The sequence below is a fragment of the Acinetobacter sp. YH12117 genome (assembly GCF_013418865.1).
Taxonomy (GTDB): domain Bacteria; phylum Pseudomonadota; class Gammaproteobacteria; order Pseudomonadales; family Moraxellaceae; genus Acinetobacter; species Acinetobacter indicus.
Map to the genome: position 1 here is coordinate 45,400 of NZ_VPBF01000002.1, position 16,873 is coordinate 62,272.

16 protein-coding genes are annotated in these 16,873 nt (G+C 46.3%); 11 read left to right on the plus strand and 5 right to left on the minus strand.

All coding sequences use genetic code 11. The features are described from left to right. Window positions 1-11 precede the first annotated feature (11 nt). The 3 genes from FTU55_RS01340 (at window position 12) to rnhB (ending at window position 2,343) form a co-directional block, all read left to right on the plus strand. Complete coding sequence (locus tag FTU55_RS01340) at window positions 12-1,223, plus strand: glycosyl transferase (RefSeq protein WP_180045927.1); 1,212 nt, start codon at window positions 12-14, stop codon at window positions 1,221-1,223. A 102-nt stretch (window positions 1,224-1,325) separates the two neighbouring features. Further along, the gene (locus FTU55_RS01345; RefSeq protein WP_180045929.1) at window positions 1,326-1,703 is read left to right on the plus strand and encodes a hypothetical protein; all 378 of its coding nucleotides are present in this window, start codon (window positions 1,326-1,328) and stop codon (window positions 1,701-1,703) included. 61 nt (window positions 1,704-1,764) lie between these two features. Further along, complete coding sequence (gene rnhB, locus FTU55_RS01350) at window positions 1,765-2,343, plus strand: ribonuclease HII (protein ID WP_168381858.1); 579 nt, start codon at window positions 1,765-1,767, stop codon at window positions 2,341-2,343. 65 nt (window positions 2,344-2,408) lie between these two features. Here the strand turns inward: rnhB and csrA are convergent, their stop codons facing one another. The 3 genes from csrA to alaS all read right to left on the minus strand — a co-directional run bounded on the left by csrA (window position 2,409) and on the right by alaS (window position 6,942). After that, window positions 2,409-2,663, minus strand: coding sequence for a carbon storage regulator CsrA (csrA, locus tag FTU55_RS01355; RefSeq protein ID WP_016658388.1), 255 nt, complete (start codon window positions 2,661-2,663; stop codon window positions 2,409-2,411). Window positions 2,664-2,907: 244 nt separating this feature from the next. Further along, window positions 2,908-4,188: an aspartate kinase gene (locus FTU55_RS01360; RefSeq protein WP_163142276.1), complete on the minus strand. Its 1,281-nt coding sequence runs from the start codon at window positions 4,186-4,188 to the stop codon at window positions 2,908-2,910. A 60-nt stretch (window positions 4,189-4,248) separates the two neighbouring features. Continuing rightward, the gene (gene alaS, locus FTU55_RS01365) at window positions 4,249-6,942 is read right to left on the minus strand and encodes an alanine--tRNA ligase (protein ID WP_180045931.1); all 2,694 of its coding nucleotides are present in this window, start codon (window positions 6,940-6,942) and stop codon (window positions 4,249-4,251) included. A 405-nt stretch (window positions 6,943-7,347) separates the two neighbouring features. Here alaS and FTU55_RS01370 point away from each other — a divergent pair, with 405 nt between their 5' ends. The 7 genes from FTU55_RS01370 (at window position 7,348) to FTU55_RS01400 (ending at window position 13,998) form a co-directional block, all read left to right on the plus strand. Further along, on the plus strand, window positions 7,348-8,382 hold the full coding sequence (locus FTU55_RS01370) for a type I glyceraldehyde-3-phosphate dehydrogenase (protein WP_075166664.1): 1,035 nt from the start codon (window positions 7,348-7,350) through the stop codon (window positions 8,380-8,382). Window positions 8,383-8,544: 162 nt separating this feature from the next. Further along, window positions 8,545-8,859 (plus strand): hypothetical protein, encoded by a 315-nt coding sequence (locus FTU55_RS01375; RefSeq protein ID WP_005177014.1) that lies wholly within the window; start codon window positions 8,545-8,547, stop codon window positions 8,857-8,859. Between the two features lie 317 nt (window positions 8,860-9,176). Continuing rightward, window positions 9,177-10,343, plus strand: coding sequence for an ATP phosphoribosyltransferase regulatory subunit (locus tag FTU55_RS01380; RefSeq protein WP_180045933.1), 1,167 nt, complete (start codon window positions 9,177-9,179; stop codon window positions 10,341-10,343). Between the two features lie 71 nt (window positions 10,344-10,414). Further along, window positions 10,415-11,734, plus strand: coding sequence for an adenylosuccinate synthase (locus FTU55_RS01385; protein WP_005177019.1), 1,320 nt, complete (start codon window positions 10,415-10,417; stop codon window positions 11,732-11,734). A 136-nt stretch (window positions 11,735-11,870) separates the two neighbouring features. Beyond that, window positions 11,871-12,656 carry a M48 family metallopeptidase gene (locus FTU55_RS01390; RefSeq protein WP_180045935.1) on the plus strand — a complete coding sequence of 262 codons (786 nt, stop codon included), beginning with the start codon at window positions 11,871-11,873 and terminating at the stop codon, window positions 12,654-12,656. Between the two features lie 88 nt (window positions 12,657-12,744). Beyond that, window positions 12,745-13,053, plus strand: coding sequence for a hypothetical protein (locus FTU55_RS01395; RefSeq protein WP_005177024.1), 309 nt, complete (start codon window positions 12,745-12,747; stop codon window positions 13,051-13,053). A gap of 162 nt (window positions 13,054-13,215) precedes the next feature. Next, on the plus strand, window positions 13,216-13,998 hold the full coding sequence (locus FTU55_RS01400) for a M48 family metallopeptidase (RefSeq protein ID WP_005177027.1): 783 nt from the start codon (window positions 13,216-13,218) through the stop codon (window positions 13,996-13,998). An 88-nt stretch (window positions 13,999-14,086) separates the two neighbouring features. Here FTU55_RS01400 and FTU55_RS01405 read toward each other — a convergent pair whose 3' ends face one another. After that, window positions 14,087-15,136 (minus strand): NADP(H)-dependent aldo-keto reductase, encoded by a 1,050-nt coding sequence (locus FTU55_RS01405; protein WP_180045936.1) that lies wholly within the window; start codon window positions 15,134-15,136, stop codon window positions 14,087-14,089. Window positions 15,137-15,307: 171 nt separating this feature from the next. Further along, on the minus strand, window positions 15,308-16,012 hold the full coding sequence (gene crp / locus FTU55_RS01410; RefSeq protein WP_168398835.1) for a cAMP-activated global transcriptional regulator CRP: 705 nt from the start codon (window positions 16,010-16,012) through the stop codon (window positions 15,308-15,310). Window positions 16,013-16,159: 147 nt separating this feature from the next. On the opposite strand from crp, the gene FTU55_RS01415 reads away from it, so the two are divergent. Further along, the gene (locus FTU55_RS01415) at window positions 16,160-16,582 is read left to right on the plus strand and encodes an OsmC family protein (RefSeq protein WP_180045938.1); all 423 of its coding nucleotides are present in this window, start codon (window positions 16,160-16,162) and stop codon (window positions 16,580-16,582) included. Window positions 16,583-16,873 lie beyond the last annotated feature (291 nt).

Consider the following 16,873-nt stretch of genomic DNA (forward strand, 5'->3'; position numbering starts at 1 on the left):
TGGAGAGGATGATGGTCGATTTTGCACAAGAAGGCATGATTACAACAATACATGATTTAAAACAGCGCCATCTACATGAATACGAACAGGAACTTCGTGAATTTACCAAGTCCAAACCGGTCACTCTAATTTTACCCTCCTTATATTCCGAGCTTGAACATCCGGCCTTAACCCAGATTGTCGAAGAATTAAAAGGCGCCGATTATATCCAGCAGATTATTATCGGTCTGGATCAGGCCAATGCGGAGCAGTTTGCCCATGCGCGGGAATTCTTCTCGGTGTTGCCGCAAAACCATGTAATTTTATGGAATGATGGGCCACGTTTGCAGCAGTTGCATCAACAGTTAAATCAGTTAAATGTGGCACCTTTGCAGCGTGGTAAGGGCCGTAATGTCTGGTATTGTGCCGGTTATGCCATGGCCGAAGGCAAGAGTCAGGTGGTGGCGATGCACGATTGCGATATTCGTACCTATAAGCGTGACATGCTGGCCCGGCTGATTTATCCGATGGTGCATCCACAATTCAGCTTCCAGTTTTCCAAAGGTTATTATGCGCGGGTGGCTGACCGGAAAATGAATGGTCGGGTATCACGTCTGCTGGTGTCACCTTTATTGCAGGCGCTGAAAAAAGTCTTCGGACCGCTGGATTATCTGCTTTATCTTTCAGCCTTTCGTTATCCCTTGTCTGGAGAGATGGCAATTCATGTCGAAGCACTGCGTGACCTGAAGGTGTCAGGCGATTGGGGCCTGGAAATTGGTGTGCTGTCGGAAATTTACCGCAACTATTCCACCAAGCGGATTTGTCAGGTCGATATTGCCGATGATTATGAACATAAACATCAGGAAGTCACCACCGCCAATGGGGATGGCGGCCTAAAACGGATGAGCCGGGATATCGCACTGGCATTTTTCCGTAAGCTGGCGGCGCTGGGGGTGCAGGTCAGTCTGGACAATATCCGGATTATCCGTGCGGCCTATTATCGCAATGCGCTGGATCTGATTGATCACTACTATTATGATGCCACCACCAATGGCCTGAATTATGACCGGCACAGCGAAGAAAATGTGGTGGAATTATTTGCCCAGAGTATTGTCGAGGCAGGGGAGCAGTTTATGAATTATCCGAACCAGCAGTCCTTTATTCCAAGCTGGAACCGGGTGCAATCGGCCTGTTCAACAGTATTTGCGGATATGAAGCAGGCAGTTGCCCTGGATAATGCTTAAATTTGCCATTTATTTGTGCATTGCGGTCAAAAAGATAAACCCGATTCGCGCCAAAGCCCTTAAAATAGGCCGGTAAAATGACGTAAAACTGAAGGAAAATACATGAAAAAGTTGGCTTATGTTTTAGCACCGCTGGCGTTACTGTTAAGCGCATGTGCATCTACAGGCACCACTCAGCCTACAGCGGCAACGACGACTCAGCAATTGGGCGGCGCAGCACTGAAAATTGCCATTAATGCTAAATGTGTGACCGAGCTGAACAACATTCCGGCATGGCAAACGGCCACCAAAGTCATGACCAGCACGCAAAAGCAAAATATCCAGACTGAAATCTGTGGTTGTGTCAGCGAAAAAGGGCCACAAAATGTGACTGCGGTAGATTTAGCGACAGCAGCGATTGACCCGGCAGCGCGTGCCACCATTGTGAGCAATGTCGTATCAAAAACCATTCATGCTTGTGTGCAAGAAGCAGTACAATAAGCGCAAGATGAAAGAAATAGGCTGACAGGTTCAGCCTATTTTATTGAAGGTAATAATGTTGATGAAAATTGCTGGTGTAGATGAAGCAGGGCGCGGGCCTCTGGTGGGAACTGTGGTGGCTGCGGCGGTCATTCTGGATCCGAACAATCCGATTGCGGGCTTGAATGATTCCAAGAAACTGAGTGAAAAGAAACGTGAAAAGTTATTCATTGAGATTCAGGAAAAAGCCCTTGCTTGGGCCATTGCTGAAGCCAGTCCGGCTGAAATTGATGAGCTGAATATTTTACAGGCCTCGCTGCTGGCTATGCGCCGTGCGGTTGAAGCCTTACAGCTCCAGCCCGATCAGGTCCTGGTCGATGGCAATAAAATCCCACAAGGACTAAACATGCCGTGTGAAGCGGTGGTGGGTGGAGATGCCTTGCACGCCGAAATTTCCGCAGCCAGTATTCTGGCCAAAGTCACCCGTGACCGGCAGATGCTGGAACTGGACCAGAAGTTTCCACAGTTTGGTTTTGCCAAACATAAGGGCTATCCGACCAAAGCGCATTTTGAAGCAATAGCTTTGCATGGCGTGACTACAGAGCATCGCCGTAGTTTCGGACCAGTACGTAAAGCGCTGGCTTTGCTGGAACAGCAATAATTTTGAAGCGCTAAAAAAACTTAAAGCGGCCGTAGAGCCGCTTTATAACAAGATAACTTTAAGTCTTAACGGTTAAAGTTATTTTGTGGGTAATTATCATCTTCATAAGAAGGCTGATAATCCTGATCGAGATGTTGCAAATGCTCATGCATGGCACGTTCATGTTGAATACGTTGATAAATTTCTTCACGATGAACAGACACTTCTTTTGGCGCATTCACACCAATACGCACCTGGTTGCCTTTGACACCAAGTACAGTAACACTGACTTGATCCCCAATCATTAATGTTTCTCCGACACGTCGGGTCAGAATCAGCATGTTTATCTCCTTGCAAAATGCTAAACCTGCATTGATTTGAAAGTTTTGAAAAGCACAAAATATTTCAAGCGAAATTTTATCAGAACTCTCCCTGACAAAACCTTGTCGGATACAATTCTGTTAAGATTTCTAATTCTCATTATTTCAATATAACAGAGCCACTATAAAAAATACTATAGTGGCTCTGATTTTTTGTAGTTTTTCGCAATATTGTCTGACAATTGCAATAATTGCTGACTACAGATTAAGCACGCGCGCTTGATTCACCTGACTCGCGGTCTAAACCGAACGCCGTGTGCAGTGAACGAACTGCAAGCTCTAAATAGTTTTCTTCAATAATCACTGAAATTTTGATTTCAGAGGTCGAGATCATCAGAATGTTGATGCCTTCATCTGCAAGTGCGGTGAACATTTTGCTCGCTACGCCAGCATGTGAACGCATACCCACGCCAACAATTGACACTTTTACGATGTCATCACGGGTTGCAACTTCACGTGCACCAATTTCCTGTGCAGTCGCTTCAAGAATCGCTTTGGCTTTGGCCAGTTCACCACGGTTTACGGTAAAGGTGAAATCAGTGGTGCCATCTTCTTCAACGTTCTGGATAATCATATCCACTTCAATGTTGGCAGCGCCAATTGGGGCCAAGATTTTAGAGGCAATACCTGGCTCATCTGGCACACCGAGAATAGTCAGTTTAGCTTCGTCACGGTTAAACGCGATACCTGAGATAATTGGCTGTTCCATGTTGTCTTCCAATTCAGTAGTAATAAGAGTTCCGACGTTGTTTTTAAACTCTTCGTCAAATGCACCATCGTTGTCGTTATCGAAGCTAGATAGTACGCGTAAAGGCACCTGATATTTGCCAGCAAATTCTACAGAACGGATTTGCAGGACTTTTGAGCCTAAAGATGCCATTTCTAGCATTTCTTCAAAGGAAATACGATCCACTTTTTTTGCTTTTGGCGCAACACGCGGGTCAGTGGTGTATACACCATCAACATCGGTGTAGATCTGGCATTCATCTGCTTTTAATGCTGCGGCTAACGCAACACCGGTTGTATCTGAACCACCGCGGCCTAAAGTTGTGGTATTGCCTTGCTCGTCTACACCCTGGAAGCCTGCAACCACAATCACACGGCCGGCATCTAAATGACTAGTCATGACATCGGTGTCAATCGCTTCAATACGGGCTTTGGTGAACGCGCTGTCAGTTTTAATTCCGACTTGGCGACCGGTTAGAGATTTAGCTTCTACGCCAATAGAATTGAGCGCCATAGCTAACATGGAAATCGTTACCTGCTCACCCGTAGAAACCATCTGGTCAAGTTCACGTGGGTCAGGGGTGTCGGTAATGGCTTTCGCGAGAGCGAGCAGGCGATTGGTTTCGCCACTCATTGCTGATACAACAACGACCACCTTGTGGCCATGGTCATGCCAGCGCTTTACGCGACGAGCAACATTTAAAATGCGCTCGGGCGTACCCATAGAAGTACCGCCATATTTTTGAACGATTAATGCCATAGTTGTTCCATATAAGCCATGACCCTGATTGCCGCCAGGGTCAGTTACACAAAAGTGAAGTTATTTTGCTTCCAGCCAGGCAGTTAACTCTGCCATCACGGTTGCAAACTTCTCGTTTAGTGGCGCGCCACCTTGTGCTAAGTCAGGTTTACCACCACCTTTACCACCAAGCTCAGTAGCCAAGTGTTTGATGATGTCACCTGCTTTAATAGACGTAGTGAAGTCTTTTGCAACGGATGCAATCAGGCTCACTTTGTCACCCTCTACACCGGCAAGTACAATCACTGCGTTGTCTAATTTTGATTTCACACCGTCATGCAGGTTGCGCAGTGCTTTGGCATCCATACCCTGAACAGTGGTAATAAGTGTTGCACGGCCAGCAATGGTCTGAACTTGGCTTAAAAGTTCACCCGCTTGCAGGCTGGCCAGTTTCTGATTCAGCTGTTCAATCTGTTTTTGCAGGCTAGATGCTGTTTCAACAATTGCTTCAACTTTCTCAATGGTTTGCTCTTTCTGTGCTTTTAACAGCGCATTAATGGTGTTGATGTCACGATCAGCTTTTTGCGCAGCTTCAATCGCTTTGGTGCCTGTCACCGCTTCAATACGACGCACGCCTGCAGCCACACCACCTTCAGAGGTTATTTTGAACAGACCGATGTCACCGGTGCGTTTCACGTGAATACCGCCACACAGTTCAATCGAGAAGTTTTTCTCTTCAATTACTGAACCCATAGACAGTACGCGAACTTCATCACCGTATTTCTCACCGAACAGCATCATCGCGCCTTTGGCTTTGGCCGATTCGATATCGAGTAACTCAGTTGTTACTGGTGTGTTGGCAATCACTTCAGCATTCACCAGACGTTCAATTTCTTGCAGCTGTTCAAATGAAACCGGCTGATCGTTGGCAAAGTCGAAACGTAATACGTCTGATGCAACCAGTGAACCTTTTTGCTGTACGTGTGAGCCCAGAATTTGACGCAGCGCAGCGTGCAGCAGGTGAGTGGCAGAGTGGTTACGCGCAGTCGCAGCACGAATGTCCGCTTTGACAATTGCTTCCACGTTTTGTGCTGCTTTCAGGCTACCCATGGTTACAATACCTTGGTGTACAAAAGCGCCGCCCGATTTTTTGGTGTCTTGCACTTCAAAAATACCGGTGTCGTTTTTGAAAATACCGGTATCACCGATCTGACCACCGCTTTCTGCATAGAATGGCGTTTGGTTCAGTACGATCAGTGCTTCATCACCTTCAGCGACTTCGTCAACCTGTTCACCATCTTTATAGATGGCAATGATTTGACCTTGACCTGCAGTGGCATCGTAACCATCAAACTGGGTTTCACCATCCACTTTGACTACGCTGTTATAGTCGATGGCAAATTTACCGGCATCACGTGCACGTTGACGCTGTGCTGCCATTTCAACTTCAAAGCCAGCTTCATCAATGGTTAGGTCGCGTTCACGGGCAATATCTGCGGTTAGGTCGGTCGGGAAACCGTAAGTGTCATACAGTTTGAACACGACTTCACCTGGAATCACAGAACCTTTCAGGTTCGCCAGTTCACCTTCAAGCAGTTTCAGACCTTGCTCAAGTGTTTTGGCAAACTGTTCTTCTTCTTTCAGCAATTGCGCTTCAATACGTGCTTTTTGAGCTTCCAGTTCAGGATACGCCGCACCCATTACTTCAATCAGCGGTTGCAGCATTTTGTGGAAGAATGAACCGGTTGCACCGAGTTTGTTACCGTGACGTACAGCACGGCGGATAATACGGCGCAGTACATAACCACGTCCTTCGTTAGACGGATTGACACCATCTGCAATCAGGAAGCAGCAAGAACGGGCATGGTCAGCCACCACTTTAAGTGAAGCTGGATATTGTACCGGTGTGCCTTTTTCTTTGGCTTCAGCTTCAAGTGCAGAGGTATCTAGACCAATAATTTCAGCTGCTGCTTTTAAAAGATGCTGGAACAGGTCAATTTCGTAGTTGGAGTTGACGTGCTGTAATACGGCAGAAATACGTTCCAAGCCCATACCGGTATCGACCGAAGGAGCAGGAAGCGGGTGCAATACGCCATCAGCAGTACGGTTGAACTGCATAAAGACGTTGTTCCAGATTTCAATGAAACGGTCGCCATCTTCTTCAGGTGTGCCTGGTAGGCCACCCCAGATATGATCGCCATGGTCAAAGAAAATTTCAGAACATGGACCGCATGGACCGGTATCACCCATAGCCCAGAAGTTGTCAGATGCGTATTTCTCGCCTTTGTTGTCGCCAATACGGATAATACGTTCTGGCGCTAAACCGATTTCCTTGTTCCAGATGTCGAATGCTTCGTCATCGGTGTGGTAAACCGTGGCATACAGTTTGTCTTTTGGCAGGGCTAACCATTCATCACCGGTCAGGAATTCCCAGGCAAACTTGATCGCATCACGCTTGAAGTAATCCCCAAAAGAGAAGTTACCTAACATTTCAAAGAAGGTGTGGTGACGCGCGGTATAGCCGACGTTGTCTAGGTCGTTGTGTTTACCACCGGCACGTACACATTTTTGTGAAGATACGGCACGGACATAATCGCGCTTTTCCAGACCTAAGAAACAATCTTTAAACTGGTTCATACCAGCATTGGTGAACAGCAACGTTGGGTCGTTGGCGGGAACCAGAGAACTCGACGTGACACGTGTATGCCCTTGCGATTCAAAGTAACGCAAAAATGCTTCACGAATTTCAGCTGATGTCATAAAACGAGTACTCACAACCAAGTCACTCCATAATTCTCGATTTGGCTAAAAGCATAACAGTCTGACAAGATTTTCTCTGCTGTTATACGGGCTTAAAATTTAAAAACGCCAAATTATAACGGAAAAAGCCACACTCACCAATGATTTTAAAGTGTTTTGATGACAAATCTGCGGCGAAAACCCAAACCTTAAAGTCATCTAAACTGCTGTGAAATCACAAGCTGTTGTCATTGCTGCGGTTTAGCCAGTTACCGTGCATCCTGCTTCTTTTTATCAAGCAGAAAATAGTGCTGCTAACTGCTTAAATATTGGACAGGTTTAAATTAATTGCTGAGTTTGGCAGGAATTATTCGCCGTGTCTGGCGGAAATCCTTTAACATAAGCACAGACAAGATTGATGTGCAGTTTGAAGGAATACGGATGCAACGAGTGGCGATTAATGGCTTTGGGCGAATTGGGCGAAATGTACTGCGTGCCTGGTTTGAAAATCCTAAAGAATTTCATTTTGATATTGTCGCGATTAATGACGTTGCCGATGTTGCCACGCTACTACATCTGTTTAAATACGATTCAACCCATGGCCGTTTTCCGGGGCAGGTAGAAATCCAGCTGGAACAGGAACAGATTTATCTGTGCATACAATCGGGTGAGGCCAAGCTGAAAGTTCAGGTGCTGAGCCAGCCACAGCCGGCACAGTTGCCATGGCAGCAGTTAAATATTGATGTGGTGCTGGAATGTACCGGCCTGTTCCGTTCGCGTGAAGCCGCAACCCAGCATATTCATGCCGGTGCCAAACGGGTGATTATTGGCGCAGCACCGTTTGACACGGTTGATGCCGCCATTGTTTACGGGGTCAATCATCATGAGGTCAAAGCCTCAGACCAGATTATTTCCAGTGTTTCCTGTACCACTCAGGCCTTGGTGCCGTTGGTTAAAATTGTGGATGATGCCTTTGGCATTGAAACCGCGCTGATGACCGAAATTCATGCCGTGACGGCCGACCAGTCGGTGCTGGATCATGCGCACCGTGATTTACGCCGTGCACGTGCATCGGGTCAGAATATTATTCCGACCACCTCAAGTGCTTTAGGCGCCTTAAAACAGGTGATGCCCAAAATGGAAAACCGTATTGATGGCTATTCAATTCGGGTGCCCACCATTAATGTCGCTGCCATTGATGTCAGCTTTATTTCCCAGTCACCCATTACCGTACATAAGCTGAATGAAGTGCTGGTGAAAGCCGCGCAGCAGGATTATGCCGAAATTATGCAGGTCACCGATGAGCCGCTGGTATCGAGTGACTTTAACCATTCGCCGTATTCTTTAATTGTCGATCTTACCCAGACCATGGTGGTCGGGCATCAGGCCAAAGTCTTTGCCTGGTATGACAATGAATGGGGCTATGCCAACCGTTTACTGGATTTATGTGAATCTTTTGCCCATCAGGCGCATTAATTTCTATCTATCAAATCTTTGCCTAAGCTTGGACTGCAGGGCGGTGGTCTAACCGGGTGAAACACGCTCACAGCCGGGCATTGACAGGTCGGAGGCGATTTTTCGCCTTTTTGCTATATTTTTCGTTAAGATAAAACAAAACAAATAAGTCGAGCACTACACATGATGTTTATTCTACTTTGGGGATTTATTTTACTGTTGGCCGTAGCGGTGATTTTTCTGATCTGGCTGCAGTTTAAAAACCAGCATGATCATTTGAATCGCCAAAGCGATAATCATCAGCTCGAAAACAAAGTCATCAGTCTGGAAGAAAATCTGAAAAAGACTTTAGAGATCATGCAGGATCTGGCCAAGAAAATGCACGTGCAGCAGGAAGCACTGGATAAATCGGCGCAGCGTATTCACCAGTTGGAAACCCAGAACGTCGAGCTGGTCAATTTAATTACTCAAGTGCTGGATCCGAATAAAGTCAAATAAGTCTTTTTTAAGCAGATGGACGCAGGTTTAAGCAGATGGACGCAGGGCAGAGGGAAGATGATTTTCATCTGCCCTGAAAAAAAGATGATGAGTTTGGGATGTGTCCAGCTCCTTTATCTTCTTCCGCAAAAACAGCTTTTACTCTCGAAACGACAGCTCCAGTCGGGCAGGATTGCAATGGAATTGATCAGACAGAGAAAATTATCAAATTTGCGATGCACAGCCCATTTGATCGTGCTAAACTAGGAGAAATCGGGTGTGCTCCCGATTTTTTTATGCGGATTTGTTCCGCGCAGACAAGAATTTAGGTTTACAACATGCCCATTTCAGAGACATGGTTATTACCTGATGGTGTAGCTGATGTATTACCAGAACAAGCGCAAGTCATCGAAACATTGCGCCGTAATTCACTGGATTTCCTCGCATCTCGAGGTTATCAGTTGGTGTACACGCCATTTATTGAATATATCGAATCTCTCTCTTCTCTTTCAGAATCGAATCAAGATTTAGACCTGGCCACGTTCAAGGTGATTGACCAGCTGTCTGGTCGTCTGCTTGGCGTGCGTGCCGATATGACACCACAGGTGGCGCGTATTGATGCGCATGTGCATCCGGTAGATGGTGTGGCGCGTTATTGCTACGCTGGTACGGTTTTGCATACCAAGCCACAGGGCTTTAATACCACCCGTGCACCTCTGCAACTGGGTGCCGAACTGTTCGGTTCCGACAGTATTGATGCCGATGTGGAAATGGTTGACCTGATGATCAGCCTGATTCAGGAAGCTGGTCTGGCCGATGGTATCCACCTGGATTTAGGCCATGTGGGGCTGTTCCGCAGTCTGGTGCAAAAAGCCGGTCTGAACAAAGCCACTGAGCGTCAACTGTCCGATTTATATCAGCGTAAAGCCTTGCCAGAACTGGCGGACTTTACCCAGGATTTAGCCTTTGGTTCAGATTTCTATGCGCTGGGCCGTTTTGCCAGTGATCTGGATGCACTGGAAGCCCATTTAAGCGCCGATGTGCTGGCCAATGTGGAATTCAAACATGCCTTTGATGCGGTAAAAACCACCCAGGCAGAAATTCAGGCACGCTGGCCAAATCTGCATATCGGGATTGATGTGGTAGAGCTGCGTTCGTATCACTACCATACCGGTTTAATGTATGCCGTTTATGCACCAAACCGTGCGGCACCACTGGCTCAAGGCGGCCGTTATGATGGTATTGGCCAGCATTTTGGTCGTGCCCGTCCGGCAACCGGTTTCTCTTGCGACTTATATGCGCTCAGCGCCGGTCGTTTCGAAGCAAAATCGGTGGTGGTTGCACCAAAGGGCAATCAGGCAGATTTATTGGCTGCAATTCAGGCCATCCGTACCCAAGGCTTAAGTGTAATTCAGTTATTGGGTCAGGATGATTTAAGCTCTGTACCGTATGCAACTCACCAGCTGGTGAATCGTAACGGTGAGTGGACGGTCGAAAAAATTTAATCGCCAGCGCATGTGTTCATGTCACATGCGCCTGGTTTTCAATTTTAACAGCATGATGTAATGAGGCTATTATGGGCAAGAATGTTGTGGTACTTGGTACCCAATGGGGCGACGAAGGTAAAGGTAAAATCGTCGACCTGCTCACAGATCAAGCGGCTGCGGTAGTACGTTATCAAGGCGGACACAACGCAGGTCATACTCTCGTGGTTGGTGGTAAGAAAACTGTATTACACCTCATTCCATCTGGTATTTTACGTGAAAACGTACTGTGCTTAATTGGTAACGGTGTGGTGCTTTCACCTGAAGCGCTGATCAAGGAAATGACCATTCTTGAACAGGAAGGCGTGCCAGTTAAAGAACGTTTACGTATTTCTCCAAACTGTCCATTAATTCTTCCGAACCACATTGCGCTGGATCAGGCACGTGAGAAAAAACGTGGTAATGCCAAAATTGGTACTACTGGTCGTGGTATTGGTCCTGCCTACGAAGATAAAGTGGCGCGCCGTGCAGTACGTGTGGCTGACCTGGTACGTGGCGGTGACGCATTACGTGCGCAACTGGCTGAATTGCTGGATTACCACAACTTCCAGTTAACTCAATACTACGGTGTTGAAGAAGTTAAACTGGATGACGTGATTGCGCTGTGTGACCAATGGCGCGAAGTGATTGCACCATTAGTGGTTGATGTAACCACTGAAATTCATAATTACCGTAAAAACGGTGACAACATTATGTTTGAAGGTGCGCAAGGTTCATTGCTGGATGTTGACCACGGTACTTATCCGTATGTGACTTCTTCAAACACTACTGCGGGCGGCGTAAGCTCAGGTTCAGGTTTGGGTCCATTGCATCTTGACTATGTGCTGGGTATTACTAAAGCCTACACCACACGTGTGGGTGCTGGTCCGTTCCCAACTGAACTGGTCTACGATGCGGCAAATGACGTGGGTGATGCAATTGGTAAACACCTGGGTACCGTGGGTCACGAGTTTGGTGCATCTACTGGCCGTCAACGTCGTTGTGGCTGGTTCGATGCAGAAATCCTGCGCCGTTCAGTCGATGTCAACTCACTGTCTGGAATCTGCCTGACCAAGTTAGACGTATTGGATGGTTTAGAAGAAATTAAAATCTGTGTTGGCTATGAAAACACCGATTCAGGTTGTGTCGGTTCTTCTGACGCGCTGGCTTATGAAAACTTGAAGCCAATTTACGAAACCATGCCAGGCTGGTCTGAGTCAACTGTGGGGGCGACCAGTGTTGAACAATTGCCTGAAAATGCAATCAACTACATCAAGCGTCTTGAGCAGTTAATTGAATGTCCAATCGACATCATTTCAACCGGTCCAGACCGTGCAGAAACCATTATTCTGCGCCATCCGTTTGAAGCTTAATCGTTTAAGCTGAAATGAGAAAACCCTGTGCCTGCACAGGGTTTTTTATTTTTGGCCGAGAAAAATACTGCGCCATCTTGAGAATTTCCTGATTTTGTTTATAGTGCTAAGCACTTTCGAACAATTAGAGAATGTTATGAAATATAAGAACTTAGCCATTGGAATTGTACTGGCAGCGCATTTGACGGGCTGCGCCACTGTGGCAGAACTGGCCGGGGCAGATTCAGCGACTTTAAACTTAAACGCCAGCCAGAGCTATCAGCAAATGTTGCAGGAAGCCGAGCAGAAAAAGGTGCTAGATACCCGTTCTGCCACCTATAAGAAGGTTAATCGCGTGTTTTTAAAGATGAAGCCCTATGCCGATCAGATGAACCAGACCGGGCAGACCTTTGAGTGGCAGGTGGCGGTGATTAAGTCACCTGAAATTAATGCCTATGTGGCTCCGGGTGGCAAAGTGGTGTTCTATACCGGCATTGTTGAAAATCTGAAACTGACCGACAATGAAGTCGCGGCGATCATGGGCCATGAAATGGTGCATGCGCTAGAAGAACATGCCAAAAGTAAAATTGGTGCCCAGACCCTGACCAATCTGGCGGTTAGTATTGGCTCGCAATATGTGGGCCAGTCGGTAGGCGGTTATGGTGGTTTACTGCTGGATTTGGGCAGTCAGTTTGGGGTAGGGTTGCCTTATTCGCGTAATCTGGAAAGCCGCGCCGACAAAGGCGGTTTACTGTTAATGGCCAAAGCCGGTTATGATCCGAATGCAGCCATTACGCTCTGGCAGAAAATGAATGCCAACGATGCCCGTGGAAATAGCGCTATTGCCAAGTTTATGTCGACCCATCCCAGCAATAATGATCGTATTGCCGCGTTACAGCAGATGATGCCGGAAGCAATGCAGTATTACCGCGCTGAGAAGTAATTCAAGACTAAAGTTGCACACATCAGCACTGTTTATGCAGATGGTGCTTGCTAGAATAAAACACAGCAAAAACATTGGGTCAGGCAGGATGCATAAAAATATTTCAAGCACCATTTTCTATTCGTTATTATTTGCCATGGGCGGTGCACCGACCATTGCGATGTTGCTGATTCTGTTACAAAAGCATGATCCGAATATTATGTATCAGGCCTTTATTGGTCTGAGTGTGATTTTTGCCTGTATTTTGGTGCCGCTGGTACTGATCCAAAACGCCTATTTATTCTATAAACGTAAAAATCCGGCACTGGAAGAGAAAATGGAAGTGGTTTCGCAGATGTATCTGGGCCTGAATATTTTCTGTCTGGTATTCTGGATTTTCTATCAGTTTGCCTATTAAGGCCGTATTCCGCTCGTTGCCGCTGATGTAGCTACAGTTTACACAGCACTGCCATTATTTACATAAATGATATGATTATGAAGCCATTTCAGATTTAAAGCATTGAAATGATTTCATATAATTTATGAGTATGTGTATAGCCGAATGGCGGAGATTATTATAATGAACAAAAAATTGGTATTGAGTTTTTGTGCCGCAAGTGCAATCACTTTTTCAGGCTGTACCACCGTGGCCGATATGGCCGGTGCAGATACCGCAACCCTAAATGCAACCGCGGCGCAAAGTTATAGCCAGATGGTGCAAGATGCGCGTAACAAGGGGCAGCTGGACACCAGTTCAAGTACCTATAAACGTATTAACACGGTGTTCCAGCGTTTAACACCGGTTGCCAACCAGATGAACCAGACTGGTCAGCCATTTAGCTGGCAGCTGGCAGTATTAAAATCTGACCAGATTAATGCCTTTGTCGCGCCCGGCGGTAAAGTGGTGTTCTATACTGGTATCGTCAACAAACTGAACCTGACTGATGCCGAAATTGCTGCGATTATGGGCCATGAAATGGTGCATGCTTTAGAAGAACATGCCAAGAGTAAGATTGGCGCGCAGGCACTGACCAATCTGGCTTTAAATATCGGTTTAAGCGCTGCAGGCAGTAACGTTGGCCAGTTAGGCGCTGCAGCGGCACAATTGGGTGCACAGGTGGGTGTGGGCTTGCCATATTCACGTAATCTGGAAAGCCGTGCCGATGAAGGCGGTTTAATGCTGATGGCGCGTGGTGGCTATAACCCGCAAGCGGCAATTACCTTATGGGAAAAAATGAACCGCTTAGAAGGTGGTGGCGGGGCATCGTTCCTTTCAACTCACCCATCGAACAGCCAGCGTATTGCAGCGATGCGTGAGAACTTGCCGGCTGCTCAGGCCATTTATAACCAGAACCGTCGTTAAGCTTCTGGGTTTAAAATGGATTTAAAAATGCCTCATATGATGAGGCATTTTTTTATGCATGAGGTTGATGGAATTTGATTGAAAGCCATCAAGGCGCTGGGTTAGGCTGCTGACGTTGAATCGCTTCAATACCTTGTAAAATGTCATCGGACAGATTGACGTCAAAGGCATCGATATTTTCTTTTAGCTGCTCCAGTGAAGTCGCGCCAATAATGGTACTGGTGACAAAGAACTGTTGCTTAATAAACGCCAAAGCCAATTGGGTTAAGCTGAGGCCATGTTGCTCGGCCAGTTGCGCATATTGTTCAGTGGCCCATTCACTTTCTGGATTGCTATAGCGGCTAAAGCGTGAATACAGGGTAACACGCGCATTGGCCGGACGGGCACCATGCCGGAATTTCCCGGTTAAATAACCAAAGGCCAGAGGAGAGTAAGCCAGTAAGCCGACGCCTTCATATTTGGCAATTTCCGACATGCCAATTTCATAAGTACGATTCAGCAGGTTATAGGGGGTTTGTACGCTGACAAATTTGCTTAAACCGAGTTTTTCCGCCAGATGCAAAAACTTCATGGTGCCCCATGGGGTTTCATTGGAGAGGCCAATATAGCGAATCCGGCCGTTCTGGATTTCCTGCTGCAAGGCAGTCAGGGTTTCCTCAAGGTCGGTGACATGCTGCTGTGCATGGGCTTCGGCATTGCCATAACCCAGTTTGCCAAAGAAGTTGGTCGGGCGCTGTGGCCAGTGCAGTTGGTATAAGTCAATATAGTCGGTTTGCAGGCGTTTCAGGTTGCCATCCAGGGCAGTGCGAATATCGGTAGCGTTGTAACGGGTTTGACCATCACGAATATGGCTGCCGCCTTGAGCCGGTCCGGCAATTTTTGAGGCCAAAAACAGCTTGTCCCGTCCACCGCGCGTCTTGAGCCAGTTGCCAATCATGACTTCGGTGGCACCTTGAGTTTCTGGTTTCGGTGGCACCGGATACATTTCGGCGGTATCCCAGAAATACAGGCCACGTTCCAGCGCATAATCCAGCTGGGCAAAGGCTTCATCCTGGGTATTCTGTTCACCAAAGGTCATGGTGCCTAGACAGATTTCAGGCAATAAAATACCGGTATCAGCAAGGGGATTGAACTGCATAAGATGTCCTTATTCAAAATATCATCAAGCGAATAGGGACTAGGCTAAACCATCGCAGGCAGACTGTTAAATCAATATTTTAGGTTAGTTTGTAAATATTTTTCACATAGCGGACAGGCACAAAAAAAGGCAAATCCGAAGATTTGCCTTAAGCATGCTGCAGTTTAAAACTTATTCATCATCAAACTGTTCATCTGCTGCATCGTTCTGTTCTAAAGAGGCATCAAAAATCAGAATAGCTTTACCATCAGTTTCGATCATGCCTTGTTCTTCCAGGGTTTTCAGAACACGGCCGACCATTTCACGTGAACAGCCCACAATACGGCCAATTTCCTGACGGGTAATACGGATTTGACGGCCATTTGGCAAAATCATGGCTTCAGGCTGCGCAGACAGGTCAATCAGACAACGCGCAATACGGCCTGAAACATCAATGAAGGCCAGATCAGTCACTTTACGTGTGGTATTTTTTAAACGGCGCACCAGCTGGGCAAATACCGCATAGCTTAAATCTGGATATTGCTTGCTGAGCTCGTGGAAGTTTTCATAAGTCACTTCTGCAATTTCACAAACGTCACGTGTGCGTACTTCTGCAGTACGTTGTGGATTTGCTTCGAATAGACCCATTTCCCCAAAGAAGTCACCCGGATTCAAATACGCCACAACAATTTCGCGATCATTATCTTCACGAAGAATGATGGAAACAGATCCTTTCAGAATCAAATAAAGTGATTTTGATTCAGACCCCGCATCAACAATTGTGGTCCGTTTCGGATAACGGTTGATATATGCACGTTTTAATAATGCCTTGACTGAATCTGGTAATTGACCAGGAGACAGGGCATCGGTGCTTAATTGTGAAAAGTTTGAAGTCATGCTAACGGTTCCGAAAATGGATAAATAATAGATCGCACAAGACCTAGTATGAACTTGTCACACAGTAGAGATGAAATTCCTTATCAACTCAAATTATGTTAGTGTACAGGCACCTTGTAAATTTATAGTTTTTTTGAAGGACTTGCAATGCAAACGAGTGTTCATTGGCTAGAGAATGTTGCTTTTGAAGCAAAATCGGAAAGTGGCCATAGCGTGGTGATGGATGGTTCTGCCGAGTATGGTGGAGAAAACCGTGGACCACGTCCCATGGAGCTCATTTTAATGGGACTTGGTGGTTGTGCATCGTTTGATATTGTGACCATTTTAAAGAAATCACGTCAGGAGGTGACTGGTGTGGTTTGTCAGCTGAAAGCAGAACGTGCCGATTCGATTCCGGCGGTGTTCACCAAAATTCATCTGCACTTTGTGGTGACAGGCAAGGCAGTCAAGGAAAAGCAGGTCGCCAAGGCAGTTGAATTATCCGCAGAAAAATACTGTTCAGCCAGCAAAATGCTGTCAGATGGTGGTGTTGAAATTAGCCACGATTTCGAGATTATCGAAGCAGAATAATCATGACTGTAAAGTCATGTAGAAAGTCGGTTAATTACCGGCTTTTTTATTTTTCCATTGTTTTAGACCTCGCAAAAAATTGGCCGCAATGGGCAGAGCTCTCAAAATATGTGTTTCCTGTTACATAGGTCGCAGCTGCATTACTGTATAAAAATAATCCTGATGCTAACTTGAAATTGACCGGTCACAGACCAATATTATAATTGAGTTATATCTGTTGCATTAAAATAATACTTTGAAAAATATATGAAAAATCATTTGAAATCGCCAAAAGTACTCCCATATATGTTT